At 67.2% G+C, this 14,338-nt stretch carries 13 protein-coding genes; 3 read left to right on the forward strand and 10 right to left on the reverse strand.

Annotation, left to right across the window (positions count from 1 at the left end):
• From pgaB to pgaD, 3 genes are read left to right on the forward strand one after another with little or no spacing between them, the layout of a single operon-like run.
• The gene (gene pgaB, locus AC5QAB_RS00875; protein WP_495233109.1) at nucleotides 1-1,887 is read left to right on the forward strand and encodes a poly-beta-1,6-N-acetyl-D-glucosamine N-deacetylase PgaB; all 1,887 of its coding nucleotides are present in this window, start codon (nucleotides 1-3) and stop codon (nucleotides 1,885-1,887) included.
• Between the two features lie 7 nt (nucleotides 1,888-1,894).
• On the forward strand, nucleotides 1,895-3,145 hold the full coding sequence (gene pgaC, locus AC5QAB_RS00880; protein WP_172412062.1) for a poly-beta-1,6-N-acetyl-D-glucosamine synthase: 1,251 nt from the start codon (nucleotides 1,895-1,897) through the stop codon (nucleotides 3,143-3,145).
• Nucleotides 3,142-3,612 carry a poly-beta-1,6-N-acetyl-D-glucosamine biosynthesis protein PgaD gene (pgaD, locus tag AC5QAB_RS00885; RefSeq protein ID WP_014647778.1) on the forward strand — a complete coding sequence of 157 codons (471 nt, stop codon included), beginning with the start codon at nucleotides 3,142-3,144 and terminating at the stop codon, nucleotides 3,610-3,612. Before pgaC ends, pgaD begins: the two co-directional genes overlap by 4 nt.
• A 128-nt stretch (nucleotides 3,613-3,740) precedes the next feature.
• Here pgaD and AC5QAB_RS00890 read toward each other — a convergent pair whose 3' ends face one another.
• The 10 genes from AC5QAB_RS00890 to AC5QAB_RS00935 form a co-directional block, all read right to left on the reverse strand.
• The gene (locus AC5QAB_RS00890) at nucleotides 3,741-5,012 is read right to left on the reverse strand and encodes a glutamate-5-semialdehyde dehydrogenase (protein WP_014647779.1); all 1,272 of its coding nucleotides are present in this window, start codon (nucleotides 5,010-5,012) and stop codon (nucleotides 3,741-3,743) included.
• A complete protein-coding gene (gene proB, locus AC5QAB_RS00895; RefSeq protein WP_014647780.1) occupies nucleotides 5,009-6,166 on the reverse strand; it encodes a glutamate 5-kinase in 1,158 nt (385 codons plus the stop codon). The genes AC5QAB_RS00890 and proB overlap by 4 nt, the downstream gene beginning before the upstream one ends.
• Before the next feature lie 11 nt (nucleotides 6,167-6,177).
• A complete protein-coding gene (locus AC5QAB_RS00900; protein WP_164165722.1) occupies nucleotides 6,178-6,441 on the reverse strand; it encodes a YciI family protein in 264 nt (87 codons plus the stop codon).
• Nucleotides 6,441-7,736 (reverse strand): argininosuccinate lyase, encoded by a 1,296-nt coding sequence (gene argH, locus AC5QAB_RS00905; protein ID WP_069116091.1) that lies wholly within the window; start codon nucleotides 7,734-7,736, stop codon nucleotides 6,441-6,443. Before argH ends, AC5QAB_RS00900 begins: the two co-directional genes overlap by 1 nt.
• 20 nt (nucleotides 7,737-7,756) lie before the next feature.
• A complete protein-coding gene (gene argC / locus AC5QAB_RS00910) occupies nucleotides 7,757-8,710 on the reverse strand; it encodes an N-acetyl-gamma-glutamyl-phosphate reductase (protein ID WP_014647783.1) in 954 nt (317 codons plus the stop codon).
• Nucleotides 8,707-9,306 (reverse strand): GNAT family N-acetyltransferase, encoded by a 600-nt coding sequence (locus AC5QAB_RS00915; RefSeq protein WP_014647784.1) that lies wholly within the window; start codon nucleotides 9,304-9,306, stop codon nucleotides 8,707-8,709. The genes argC and AC5QAB_RS00915 overlap by 4 nt, the downstream gene beginning before the upstream one ends.
• Nucleotides 9,307-9,310: 4 nt before the next feature.
• Nucleotides 9,311-10,639 carry an acetylglutamate kinase gene (locus AC5QAB_RS00920; RefSeq protein ID WP_014037858.1) on the reverse strand — a complete coding sequence of 443 codons (1,329 nt, stop codon included), beginning with the start codon at nucleotides 10,637-10,639 and terminating at the stop codon, nucleotides 9,311-9,313.
• Nucleotides 10,640-10,714: 75 nt separating this feature from the next.
• Nucleotides 10,715-11,803 (reverse strand): acetylornithine deacetylase, encoded by a 1,089-nt coding sequence (locus AC5QAB_RS00925; RefSeq protein ID WP_014647786.1) that lies wholly within the window; start codon nucleotides 11,801-11,803, stop codon nucleotides 10,715-10,717.
• Nucleotides 11,804-11,954: 151 nt separating this feature from the next.
• Nucleotides 11,955-13,151: an argininosuccinate synthase gene (locus AC5QAB_RS00930; protein ID WP_014647787.1), complete on the reverse strand. Its 1,197-nt coding sequence runs from the start codon at nucleotides 13,149-13,151 to the stop codon at nucleotides 11,955-11,957.
• 119 nt (nucleotides 13,152-13,270) lie between these two features.
• On the reverse strand, nucleotides 13,271-14,281 hold the full coding sequence (locus AC5QAB_RS00935; protein ID WP_014647788.1) for an N-acetylornithine carbamoyltransferase: 1,011 nt from the start codon (nucleotides 14,279-14,281) through the stop codon (nucleotides 13,271-13,273).
• Nucleotides 14,282-14,338: the final 57 nt, after the last annotated feature.

The raw sequence follows: 14,338 nt of genomic DNA on the forward strand, positions 1-14,338 counted from the left end.
ATGGCCCGCTTCCTGCGACTGATCGTGCTCCTGCTGCTGGCCTGCGTGCCACCGGCGTTCGCGCAGCAGCCCCTGCATCTTGATGCGATCGACAACGGCCTGCTGATCCTCAGCTACCACGACATCCGCGACAAGGTGGCCGCCAAGGGTGATGCCGATTCCTATGCGGTGAGCACGCAGAACTTCGCCGCGCACCTGGACTGGCTGGGCGCGCACGGCTACCACCCGGTTTCGCTGTCGCAGCTGATCGAGGCCTCGCAGGGCCGCGCCACGCTGCCTCCCAAGCCGGTGCTGCTGACCTTCGACGATGGCCTGCGCAGCGTCTACGACAAGGCCTTCCCGCTGCTGCAGGCCTACCACTACCCGGCCCTGGTGGCGGTGATCACCGATTACGTGGACATGGCACCGGGCCGCACCATCGACTACGGCTACCGCCCGTTCGGCCACGATGACTTCGTGACCTGGGCGCAGCTGAAGCAGATGCACGACAGTGGCCTGATCGAAGTGGCCAGCCATACCGACGACCTGCACCACGGCGTGCTTGCCAATCCGCAGGGAAACTCCACGCCCGCCGTGGTCACCCGCATCTACACCCCGGCCACGCGCAGCTACGAGAGCGGGACACAGTATGAGCAGCGCCTGCGCACTGATCTTTCGCGCAGCGTGCAGCGCATCCAGCAGCACCTGGGCGTGCGCCCGCGCGCCATCGTCTGGCCATATGCCGCGTACAACCAGTTGAGCAACGACATCGCCGAGCAGCTGGGCATGCCGGTTTCGTTCGACCTGGAAGGCCGTAGCACGCCAGTGGCCCCCGACCTGCACGGGCTGGCACGATTGCTGGTGAGCAACAACCCGACCGTGGAAGGCCTGGCCTACGAACTGCGCCGAGACGTGGCGCTCGATGGCATCCGCGCCCTGCAGATCGATCTGGATGACATGTATGACCCGGATCCAGCGCAGCAGGCACGCAATCTCGATGCATTGATCGAGCGGGTCAAGCGCATCGCGCCGACCCATGTCTATCTGCAGGCCTTTGCCGACCCGGACGGCAACAACACCGCCGATGCGCTGTATTTCCCGAACCGGCACATGCCGATGCGGGCGGACCTGTTCAGCCGCGTCGCCTGGCAGCTGAAATCCCGCGCGGGCGTGAAGGTCTACGCGTGGTTGCCAGTGCTCGGCTTCGAACTGCCCGACCCGGAGCAGCGCAAGGTGCTGGCGATCCGCAATGGGGATGCCGACGGCATGTACCGGTTGGATTTCACCAACCCGAAGGCCAGGCAGATCATGCTCGACATCTACGAGGACCTGGCGGTCAATTCCTACTTCGAAGGCCTGCTGTTCCATGACGACGGCTACCTGCGCGACACCGAGCTGCCCGCCCTGGCGGCCGGCGAAGATGGCAGCGCACGTACCCAGGCACTGATCGACTTCACCCTGGCTCTGCGCAACAGCGCGCAGCGCTGGCGGCCGAAACTGGCAACGGTGCGCAACCTGTATGCCGAGCCGGTACTCCGCCCGCAGAGCGAAGCCTGGTTCGCGCAGCGCCTGGACCTGTTCAACAAGGCCTACGACCAGACGGCGCTGATGGCGATGCCGTGGATGGAAGGCAGCAGGCACCCCGAGCGCTGGCTCGACCAGTTGCTGGCCGCGGTACGCGCGCACGACCCGCAGCTTCAGCACACGCTGTTCGAGCTGCAGACCGTCGATTGGCGCAGCGGGCAGCCGATTCCCGCCGGGCGCCTGCGTGCGCAGATCCGCCAGCTGCAAGCGCAGGGCGTGCACCACTTCGCCTGGTACCCCGATGACTTCATCGCCGACCAGCCCTCCACCCGCGATGCCCGCGCGGCAATGTCCGCCGGCAACTTCCCGTACCCGGAGAAGTGACGTGGACATGCATCCGCTGCTGCAGGTCCTGTTCCAGTTCGCCTTCTACTACCCGATGGTGATGGCGTTCTTCTGGATGTCCGGTGGCCTGTACTACTACTTCCGGCGCGAGCGTCACTCACGTCCGCGCAACGATCCGCCCTTGATGATCGCCCCTCCCTTCGCGACCTTGCTGGTGCCCTGCCACAACGAAGCAGAAAACCTGGACGACACGCTCACTGCGGCGCTGGCCCAGCGCTACCCCGCCGATTACGAAGTGATCGCCATCGACGATGGCAGCAGCGATGACACCGGCGCACGGCTGGATGCGCTGGCGGCAAGGCATCCACGGCTTCGCGTGCTGCACCTGGACCGCAACCTGGGCAAGGCCAATGCGCTGCGCATGGGCGCACTGGCCGCACGCTCGGAGTACCTGGTGTGCATCGATGGCGATGCGATGCTGGAAGAGCATGCACTGCACTGGATGGTCTGGCACCTGGTCAGTGGCAACCGGGTCGGTGCGGTCACCGGCAACCCGCGCATCCGCAACCGCTCCACCCTGCTCGGACGCCTGCAGGTGGCGGAATTCTCCTCGATCATCGGCATGATCAAGCGGGCACAGCGCGTGTATGGCCGCATCTTCACCATCTCCGGCGTGATCGCCGGCTTCCGCCGCACTGCCCTGCACCAGGTCGGCTGGTGGTCGGATGACATGGTGACCGAGGACATCGACATCAGCTGGCGCCTGCAGCGCGCGCACTGGGACATCCGCTACGAACCCAATGCGCTGTGCTTCATCCTGATGCCGGAGACGCTCAAGGGCCTCTGGCGGCAGCGCCTGCGCTGGGCCCAGGGCGGCGTGGAAGTGATGCTGCGCCACGCGCGCTCGCTGCTGCACTGGAAAGAGCGGCGCATGTGGGGCGTGCTGCTGGAGTACGTGCTGAGCGTGGTCTGGGCCTACACGATGCTGTTCATCGTGCTGCTGTGGGCACTGGGCAAGTTCATCGAGCTGCCGCCGCAGCTGCATATCGCCAGCCTGCTGCCGGAGTGGCATGGCGTGATCCTGGCGCTGGTCTGCCTGCTGCAGTTCGCCAGCAGCCTCATCATCGACCGGCGTTACGAAACACAGATTGGACGCAATTACTTCTGGGTCATCTGGTACCCGATGGCGTACTGGCTGATCAGCCTTTCCACCACCCTGGTGGCGCTGCCCAAGACGCTGCTGCGCCGTCGCAGCAAGCGCGCCACCTGGACCAGCCCTGACCGGGGGATCCGATGAACGCGCAACGCCCGTCCAACCGCTTCGACTCGCGGATGATCCGCAAGCCGCATCGCCAGCCACACTTCCAGCGCACGGCCTGGGGCTTCGTCACCCTGGCGTTCTGGGGCTTCTACTTCTATCTGTGGGCCCCCCTGGTGACCCTGCTCTCGTGGTTGATCGGTGGCCAGCTGGCCTGGCGGCAGCTCTACGAACGGCAGAACCAGTTCGACCCGTACGTGCTGGTCGCGCTGCCATTGATGCTGCTGTGCGCCAGCGTGCTGCTGATCGCCTGGGCCGAGTACAACCGCGCCCGCTTCCGTGGCCGCGAACGCCGCCTGCCGCGGCCCCTGGCCAGCCTCAACGAAGTGGCCGCCGATCTGGGCGCCAGCACCGGGCTGGCCGAACGCCTGATGGGCTGCAAGGCCGCCACGCTGCACATGGATGATCACGCACGGCCGGTCGGAATCCGCCGCGAGGTGGTGTAGCTGCCGACCTGGGTCGGCGCTTGCTTTGGTAGCTGCCGACCTTGGTCGGCGCTTGGGCCTGGTGGGTGCCGGCCTTGGTCGGCACCGGGGTTTGCCGCGAAGAGCATCCACGCGCGGCGTGGATCCACTTATGTACGCGTCTGCCCTTCGCCGCGCACGACAAATCGTTCAACGGTGAGGGCTTCCAAGCCCATCGGGCCGTAGGCGTGCAGGCGCGTGGTGGAAATACCGATCTCACTGCCCAGGCCCAGCTGGCCACCATCGGAGAAGCGCGACGAAGCGTTGACCATCACCACCGCCGAGCGCAGCGCGTTGACGAAGCGCTCGGCGTGGCCGGTGTCCTCGGTGGCGATCACTTCGGTGTGGTCGGAGGTATAGGTGCGGATGTGCGCGATGGCTGCATCAAGATCATCGACCACGCGCACCGCCAGCACCAGATCGAGGAACTCGGCGGCGTAATCCTCCTCGGTCGCCGCCGTGCTGCCCGGCAGCAACGGCTGCGCCTGCGCATCGGCGCGCAGCTGCACCCCACGCTCACCCAGCGCCTGCGCCACGCGCGGCAGGAACGCGTCAGCCACGGCGCGGTGCACCAGCAGCGTCTCCAGCGAATTGCACGCCGCCGGCCGGCTGCACTTGCCGTCCACCAGCAGGTCGATGGCCTTGCCGAGGTCGGCGCTGGCGTCCACGAACAGGTGGCACACCCCCTTGTAATGCTTGATCACCGGCACGCGCGCGTGCTCGGCCACGAAACGGATCAGGCCTTCGCCGCCACGCGGAATGGCCAGGTCGATCAGCTCATGCAGCTGCAGCAGTTCCAGCATCGCCTCGCGGCGCAGGTCGGTGAGCACGGTCACCGCCGCCGGCGGTACGCCGTTGGCCTTCAATGCACCGGCCAGCGCCTGGGCGATGGCGGTATTGGAGTGGATCGCTTCGGAACCACCGCGCAGGATCACGCCATTGCCGGCCTTCAGGCACAGCGCGGCGGCTTCGGCCGTCACGTTCGGGCGCGCCTCGTAGATCATCGCGATCACGCCCAGCGGCACGCGCACCTTCTGCACGCGGATGCCGTTGGGACGTACGTCGTCGCGCGTCACCTGGCCGACCGGGTCAGGCAGCGCGGCCACCTCGCGCACCGCCTCGGCCATCGCGAACAGCCGCGGCGGGTCCAGTGCGAGGCGGTCGAGCATGGCACTGCCAACGCCCTTGTCGCGCGCGGCGGCGAGGTCGCGTGCGTTGCCGGCCAGGATCAGTCCGGCATTTACTTCCAGGGCCTGCGCCATCGCCAGCAGCAGCGTGCGTCGCGCCGCACTGTCCAGGCCGGCAACGATCTGCGCTGCATCACGGCAGGCGCGCGCCTGGGCTTCGATTTCGCTCATCGGGGTGTCCTTCAAACCGGTCATGGCAGCACCAGGTCGTCACGATGGACGACGCTGCCGCCGTAGTTGTAGCCCAGCACGGCCTGGATGTCGCGCGAATGATGGCCGGCGATCCGGCGCACGTCGTCGGCCGCGTACTGGCTGACGCCGCGGGCGACACAGACACGCCCCTGCGGTGCGATCCAGCACACCTGCACCATGTCGCCGCGCCGGAATGCCCCCTCGGCAGCGGTGATGCCGCCGGGCAGCAGCGAGGCGCCCTTCTCCCGCATCGCCTGTGCCGCACCGGCATCGACGACGATCGCGCCCTCGGCCAGCGGCGCGTGCCGCAGCCAGTGCTTGCGGGCAGCCTCGCGGCTGCGTGCGGCGTGGATGCGGGTGCCGAACAGGCGGTCCTGCGCCAGCGCGCGCACCACATCGCTGCTGCGGCCGTTGAACAGGTAGGTCTCGATGCCAAGGCGGCCCGCCTTGGCCGCCGCCTCAAGCTTGGTACGCATGCCGCCGGTGCCGGCGCGCGAGCCGGCGCCGCCGGCCATCGCCAGCACATCGTCACTCAGTTCCGGCACGTCGTGCAGTGGCCGCGCGTCGGCCACGGTGCGCGGATCTGCGCTGTACAGGCCGTCGATGTCGGTGGCGATGAACAGTGCATCGGCATCGACCAGCGCGGCCACGGTCGCGGCCAGGTTGTCGTTGTCACCGAGCTTGAGCTCGTCCACCGATACGGTGTCGTTCTCGTTGACCACCGGCAGCGCACCCAGCCGCAGCAGTTCGCTCAGCGTGGCGCGTGCATTGAGGTAGCGGCGGCGGTTGCGCAGGTCGTCGTGGGTCAGCAGCACCTGCGCCACCGGGCGCTCGAAGAAGCGCTGCCAGAGCCCGATCAGCTGCGCCTGGCCGAGCGCGGCCAGGGCCTGGCGCGCCGCCATCGCCGCACCGGGTTCATCGGCCCGCGGCAGGATCGCGCGCCCCGCCGCAACCGCGCCGGAGGAGACGATCACCACCTCGCGCCCAGCCAGTACGTTGGCGGATACAAACTGGGCCAGGCCCAGCGCGTGGCGTGGCGACAGGCCGCCACCATCGGCCGCCAGCAGGCTGCTGCCGACCTTCAGCACCGCACGCCGCCATGGCGGCAGCGCCTGTTGCGGGAACGGCGAAGCGACGGTGGCGGCGTGCAGGGTCATCGGTCAGGGCCTCAGCGGGTATTCCATTCGTGCACGGTCAGCTCGGAAGCGTGCATCGTCACCAGCGGATCGGTGGCGACGATCGCCTGCGCCTGTTCCAGGCTCTCGACGTTGCACAGCACATAGGCGCCACCGCTGCCATCGGCGAAACCACCGGTCAGCTGCAGCTTTCCCTGTGCCTGCAACGCCTCGAGGAAATCGCGGTGCGGCTGCACCGCCGCATCGTTGAAGTCCGGCCGGCGCATCGCCATCACCAGGTAGACAGTGCCCGCCATCAGGACAGCGCCTGCCAGCGTGCGCGCAGTTCGTCCAGGCGCAGATCGGCGGCCGAGCCCGGCGATACACGCGCAGCCAGGCTGCCTTCCGGGGTACGTCCCTGCCCTGCGCTGTCGGCACCGGCTGCAGCGGCCTTGTAGGCCTCGCGGAACGGCACACCGGCCACCGCCGCTTCCACGGCGACGTCGGTGGCATACATGCCCGAATCGATCGCTGCGCGCAGCCTGTCGTCACGCCACTCCAGATTGGCCAGCAGCGCCGGCAGCAGTTCCAGCGCGGCCAGGCCACGGCCGAAGCCGTGGAAGATGGCGCCCTTGGACGACTGCAGGTCACGGTGATAGCCCGAAGGCAGCGACAGCAGCTGCTCGATCTCGGTGCGCGCGGCGGCGACGCTGGCGTGGGTCGCACGCATCAGCTCGATCACGTCCGGGTTGCGCTTGTTGGGCATGATCGAACTGCCGGTGGTGTACTGCGCCGGCAGCGCGACGAAGCCGAACTCGGCGCTGGTGAACAGCGACAGGTCCCAGGCGATGCGGCGCAGGTCCAGCGTAGCGCCACCGAGTGCTTCCAGCGCGGCCAGCTCGAACTTGCCGCGCGACAGCTGTGCGTAGATCGGCGAGATCTGCATGCGCGCGAAACCGAGCGCGGCCGTGGTGTGCTCGCGGTCCAGCGGCAGGTTCACCCCGTAGCCGGCGGCGGTGCCGAGCGGATTGGCGTCGACCAGCGCATGGGTGTCACGGGCGCGGATGGCGTTGTCGATGAAGGCCTCGGCCCATCCGGCCCACCACATGCCGGCCGAAGAGACCACGGCGCGCTGGATATGGGTATAGCCGGGAATCGGCAGGTCCTTCTCGGCCTGCGCACGGTCCAGCGCGATCTTGGCCACGTCGGTGCTGAGCCCGGCCACGCGCAGCAGCTTCTCCTTCAGCCACAGGCGGGTGGCGACCAGGATCTGGTCGTTGCGGCTGCGGCCGGTGTGGATCTTGCGGCCAGCGTCGCCGAGGCGTTCGGTCAAACGCGCTTCGATTGCTGAGTGACCGTCTTCGTACTGCGTATCCAGCACGAAGCGGCCTTCACGGAAATCCTGCGCCAGCACGTCGAGCTCGCGCAGCAGGCCTGCCAGCTCGTCGGCGCTGAGGATGCTGATGTGCTGCAGGCCCTGCGCATGCGCGGCGCTGGCAGCGATGTCATGCAGGAAGAACTCGCGGTCGAGGATCACGTCGTCGCCGGCGAGGAAGGTCTGGATCTGGGCGTCGACAGCGACGCCGGGCTTCTGCCAAAGAAGGTCTGCCATGGGGGCTCCGGAAGGCGTGTTCAGTGCGGGATCGACGTCAGTTCGTCGATGCCCAGCGCGAGGTTGAGGTTCTGCATGGCCTGGGTGGCCGCGCCCTTGAGCAGGTTGTCCAGGGTCGCCACCACCACCACCCGCTTGCCGCCCGGGGCCAGGGTGAAGCCACCGACCTGGGCACCGTGGCGGCCGGCGATGCGGCTGACCCACGGCGCTTCATCCACCACTTCGATCAGGGGTTCGCCGGCATAGGCCTGCTGGAAGCGCTCGACGATCTGTTCGCGGGTCTGCACGCGGTTCAGCCACAGGTTGGCGGTCAGCGTGATGCCGCGGAAATGCGGCGCGACGTGCGGCATGAACTCGACGGCCACGCCCAGCTGCACCGACACCTCGCGCTCGTGCACGTGGTTGGTCAGCGCATACGGCATCAGGTTGTCGGCCAGCAGTTCGACGTTGTTCTTGTCCGACGGCGTGGTACCGGCACCGGAGTAGCCGGAGACACCGAAGCACTGCGGCGGGCCGGCCAGCAGGTCCAGCAGCGGATGCACCGCCAGCTGCATCGCCGTGGCATAGCAGCCCGGGTTGCTGATGTGCTTCTGGCCGTTGTAGCGGCCGCGGGTCAGCTCCGGCAGGCCGTAATACCAGCTGTTGTCGAAGCGGTAGTCGGCCGAGAGATCGACGATGACGGTGTCCGGCTTGGCGGCTTCAAGCGCGGCCACGAACGGTGCGGCCAGGCCGTTGGGCAGGGCCAGGATCACCGCGTCCACGCCTTTGGCGGCCACCGCGTCGGCATCCAGGTTCTCGTACTGCAGCTCGCCCTGGAATTCCGGGTGGTGGTCGGACAGGCGCTGCCCGGCGCGCTCGCGCGAGGAGACGAAGGCCAGTTCCAGGCGCGGATGGGCGGCCACCAGCTTGATCAGCTCGGCGCCGGTATGGCCGCGGGCCCCGACGATGCCCAGGGTGAAAGTCGAATCGTTCATGCGTGGCTGTCCAGGCGGTACTGCAGGTGGCGCTTCACGCCCTGCCATTCCGCATCGATGATGGAGAAGATGACGGTGTCGCGCGGCGTGCCGTCGGCGTGCCGCTTGTGGTTGCGCAGCACGCCATCCTGCTTGGCGCCGAGGCGTGCGATGGCGGTGCGCGAAGTGAAGTTGAACCAGCTGGTCTCGAACACGACGCTCAGGCACTGCAACCGCTCGAACGCGTGGCTGAGCAGCATCAGCTTGGTCTCGGTGTTGACCCCGGTGCGTTGCGCAGACTCGCCATACCAGGTGTAACCGATACTCAGGCGCGGCACGTCCGCTTGCAGATCGTAGTAGCGGGTGGTACCGACAATCTGGTCGTTGGCATCGAACACCACGAACGGCAGCACCCTGCCTTCGGCCTGCGCCTGCAGCGCTGCCTGCACGTAGCCGGCCATGGTCTTCGCATCGGGCACCTGGGTGTACCAGAGCCTGGACAACGCGCCATCGCCAAGCGCGCCGCGCAGGCCATCGATATGCCCCATCTGCAGCGGCTCCAGCCGCGCATGGGTGCCCGCTAGCGTAGGGACCTTGGTCCAGTCGGCATGGTTCATGTGTTCAGCCCTGCAGGCTCGGCGCGCGCCGGGCGCAATGGTCGACATAGGTCTTGATCCGGTCGATGCCGTCGGCGCCGAACCAGAACACCTTCCAGTGGTCCTGCTTGTAGCAGCCGTCGGATTCAGCGTAATAGAAGTGGTTGATCGGATTGCCATGGCGCGAACGCCAGAACAGCTGCGGGGTTTCCTCCAGCATCACGTTCCAGACCGCGCGGCCCAGGCCCTCGCCCTGCGCATCGTCGAGCACGGCGAACTTGTCCAGGTACACGCCCTCGGCCTCGTCGGTGAGGATCACCGCGGTGCGGTAGTTCTCGCTGACGTAGGCGCGCAGCAGCTTCGTCTTTTCGAAGTACTCCGGCACCAGGGTGCGGCCGAAGCTGGATTCGATCAGGCCCTTCAGGCGCGGCAGGTCCAGCTCGTTCCAGGCGGTGGCGCGCAGCACCTTCTCGCCCTTGCGCACCAGCGTGCCCGACCCCTTGTGGGTGAACAGTTCCTTGGCCAGATCGGCCGGGCGCGTGATCGACACCGACGATTCCAGCGGCAGGCGATCGAGCAGATCCTTGATCTGTTCGATCTTCACCTTCATGCCGCCGTGGATCCACGGCTGCGCGATCAGGTGGTCGTACTCGGTGGACAGGTTGATCGAATCGATCACGTTGCCCTGCTCGTCCAGCAGGCCGCCAGTGCCGGTCAGGAAGATGATCTTGTATGGCTGCAGTTCCTGCACCAGCTCGTTGGCGGCGAAGTCGGCGTTGACGTTGAGGATCTGGCCGCCAGCGGTCTCGCCCAGGCTGGTGATGACCGGGATCGACCCGGCACGCAGGCTGGCCTCGATCGGTGCCAGGTTGACCTTCTTCACCTCGCCGACCAGGCCGTAGGTGTCCACGTCCAGGTACTCGGCCTCGAACACGCCGCCGGTGATCGAGGTGGCGCGCGCGCCGTTCTGCTGCAGCGCCTCGACCAGGCGCAGGTTGGACTGCTGGAACACCCGGCGCACGATCGCCAGCGCTTCCGGCGACGTCACGCGCAGGCCGTTGACGGTCTGCTTCTCGATGCCGGCGGCCGACAGTTCGGCATCCAGCTGCGGGCCGGCGCCGTGCAGCACGATCGGGGTCAGCCCGACTTCCTGCAGGAACGACAGCGAAGAGGTCAGCGCGTCGAGGTCGTCGCGCAGCACCGCGCCGCCGACCTTGACCACGGCGAAGCGCTTGGCGTCCAGCTGCGAGAAGCGCTTGAGGTACTGGCTGATCTCCTTCGCGCTGGCCATGCTGGAAAGCAGGCGCACGATGGTCTGGCGGGTCTGGCGGTGGGGCTGGAGGGCAGGAGACATTTCGGTTTCGTCACAGGCGGCGGTCGCCGCGTTGCAGTTCCACCCGGCCAGGGCCGGGCGGCGTTGTAGGGTCGATCAGGCGCCGGCGGCGATGATGCGATGCACGGCGTCGGTGTAGCGCTGCAGCTGCTCCAGCGTCACGAACTCATCGGCGGTGTGGGCCTGGGCGATGTCGCCCGGGCCGAACACCAGCGTGGTGTAGCCACCGGCGGAGAACAGCGAGGCCTCGGTCCAGAAGTCCACCGCGTTGCCGATCGGCAGCTCCAGCGCATCGGCCACGTCGCGCGCCAGCAGGCGGCGGTTCTCGGCCTCGGCGATGTCACCGGCCGGCAGGCTGGGGCCACGGAACGTTTCGGTGAAAACGGCGGCTTCCGGTTCGGCGAAACCGGCGAAGGTCGCCAGCAGGCCATCAATGTCCATCGACGGCAGCGGGCGGAACCCGAAGCGCACCTCAGCAGCCGGTGCGATCATGTTGGCCTTGATCCCGCCTTCGACGCGACCGATGTTGAAGCGCAGCCCGGTCAGCCCGCCGAAGCGGGCCGAGGCCAGCGATTCCACATGGTCCAGTGCACGGTTGCCCCAGCGCATGGCCTGGTGCAGCGCGCTGGCGGCCGCGTCCTGCTTGCCGGACGCATGGCCGGCGCGGCCGGCGAACTGCATCAGCACCGAGCTGATGCCACGATGCGCCAGCACCGCTTCACTCATGGTCGGCTCGGCCACCAGCACCGCTTCATACGGCAGGCCACGGGCCAGGAACGCGGCGATACAGCGCGGATCGTTGGCTTCCTCGTCGCTGGAGAACAGGAAGGCGGCATCGCCATCGCTGGCATTGGCCGCCGCCACCAGCGCAGCGGCGGCGCCCTTGATGTCACACACGCCCAGGCCGACCACACGGTCGTCCAGGCGCCGCATCACATGCGGGTCGGCACTCCAGTGCGGCGAGTCCGGCACGGTGTCCAGGTGCACGTTGAACAGGTACTTCGGCGTCCCGCGCACGGCGTACAGGCTGACTGCGCCCGCGCCATGGTCGATCACCTCGACGTTGAAGCCGGGCAGGTTGTCGCGCAGGTAATCGAAGATGCCACCGGTGGTGATCGCACGCGGCGGGTTGCGGGTGTCGAAGGACACCAGGGCCTGCAGGTGATCGAGCGTCTGTTCAAGCATGTGTCTGAATATCCGTAGGGTTCGAAATCGGTAGTGCCGGCCGCTGGCCGGCTCCGCAATGATCCAGCCGTGCCACGAGCCGGCCAGCGGCCGGCACTACCCTCCATCGACGTTGCGAGGCGCCGGCCAGCGGCCGGCACCCCGTCACAGGTCAACCGCGGTTGACCTGCGCGTAAACGGTGGAGCTCATGCCGAACAGCTTGATGAAGCCTTCAGCCTCCTCCACGCCCCAGTCGGCCGACTGCGCGTAGGTGGCGCCCTTGGTGTTGAGCAGGTGCGGCGACTTCACGGCCACCGCATCGACGCGGCCACCACGGGTTTCCAGCACCACTTCACCGTTGACCTTGGCCTGCGAGGACTTCAGGAAGGCTTCGATGTCGGTCTTCAGCGGGTCGTGGTAGAAGCCTTCGTACACCAGCTCCACCCACTTGCGCGCCACGTCCGGCTTGAAGCGGTTCTGCTGCTTGGTCAGCACCGCATCTTCCAGCGCACGGTGTGCGGCCAGCAGCGAAACCAGGCCCGGGGCCTCGAACACGATGCGGCCCTTCAGGCCGATCACGGTGTCGCCGGTGTAGACGCCGCGGCCCACGCCGTACGGCGCGAACAGCTTGTTGAGCTGGGCCAGGATCTGGTCACCCGGCAGCGCCTTGCCGTCCAGTTCGACGGCTTCGCCTTCAACGAACTTCAGGGTCACGGTCAGGGCCTGCTCCGGCCACTCGCTGCGCGGTGCGCACCAGCCACGCGCACCCTCGCCCGGGGCTTCCCACCGGTCGATCTCGCCGCCGGACATGGTCAGGCCCAGCAGGTTCTCGTTGATGGTGTAGGCCTGCTGCTTGGCGCGCACGCCGAAGCCACGCTCTTCCAGGTACTTCTGCTCGTAGGCGCGGGTCTGGGTGTGTTCCTTCTGGATCTCGCGGATCGGCGCGATGATCTGGTAGTCGCCCAGCGCCTTCACGGCCAGGTCGAAGCGGACCTGGTCGTTGCCCATGCCGGTGCAACCGTGGGCGATGATGTTGGTGCCCAGCTCGGCAGCACGCTTCAGCGCGGCATCGACGATCAGGTAGCGGTCCGAGACCAGCAGCGGGTACTGGCCCTGGTAGCCTTCGCCGGCCCACACGAACGGCTTGACGAAGCCTTCCCAGATGGCCGGGCCACCGTTGACGGTGAGGTGGCTCGCCACGCCCAGTTCGGCGGCGCGCTTCTCGATGAAATCACGCTCTTCATCATCGACGCCGCCGGTGTCGGCGAACACGGTGTGCACGTTGTAGCCGCGCTCCTGCAGGTACGGCACGCAGAAGCTGGTATCCAGGCCGCCGGAGAAGGCGAGAACGACGTCTTTGTTGCTCATGGGGGTCAGGTCCACTTGGGGGATGGGAATTCGGTAGAGCCGACCGTTGGTCGGCTGGAATATTGGATGCGCCGCTGCGGGAGCAGCCGACCAACGGTCGGCTCTACCCCTTGTTCGATCTAGCGCCCGGCAACCGCCGCCATGATCGCCTTCTGCACGTGCAGGCGGTTCTCGGCTTCGTTGATGGCGATGCACTGCGGCGAATCCATCACCGCGTCGGTGGCCTTCACGTTGCGGCGCAGCGGCAGGCAGTGGCTGAACACACCATTGTTGGTCAGCGCCATCTTCCGCTCGTCCACGATGAAGTGCTTGAACTGGTCGCGGATCGGCTTCTCCGGTTCCCAGTTGCCGAAGAACGGCAGCGCGCCCCAGCTCTTGGCGTAGACCACGTCGGCGCCGGCGTAGGCGCTGTCGATGTCATGGCTGATCTTCAGCGAGCCGCCGCTCTCGGCCACGTTCTGCTCGGCCCAGCCCATGTAACGCTCGTCGAGGATGTAGTCGGCGGTCGGGCACAGCAGAGTCACGTCCATGCCCATGCGGGTGGCGATGGTCAGCGCCGAATTGGCAACGGCGGTGTTCAGCGGCTTGGGGTGGTAGGTCCAGGTCAGCACGTACTTCTTGCCACGCAGGTCCTGGGTGCCGAAGTGCTCCTGCAGGGCCATGATGTGGGCCAGCTCCTGGCACGGGTGGGTGATGGTCTCCATGTTGATGACCGGCACCGGCGAGTACCTGGCGAAGCTGTTGAGGACGATGTCCTGGCGGTCGTAGGCCCAGTCGATGAACTTGGGGAACGCACGCACGGCGATGATGTCGCAGTAACGACCCAGCACCTTGGCCACTTCAGCGATGTGCTCTTCGGTATCGCCGTCCATCACCGTGCCGAGGTTGAACTCGATCGGCCACGCATCCTTGCCCGGCTGCAGCACCACCGCGTGGGCACCGAGCTGGAACGCGCCCAGTTCGAAGCTGGTGCGGGTGCGCATGGACGGGTTGAAGAACACCAGCGCGATCGACTTGCCCTTGAGCTGGTCGCCGAGCTTGTTGCGCTTGAACAGCGCCGCCTGGGTCAACAGCGCGTCGAGATCGCTGCGGCTCCAGTCCTGGGTGTTCAGGAAGTGCTTGGGGGACATCATCTTTCCTTGCGTGGCGGCGCCGGTTTCGACGCGGTGGAAGGGAAAACAGGAATC

This window comes from Stenotrophomonas sp. YJH_SMC_127, from assembly GCF_059372445.1.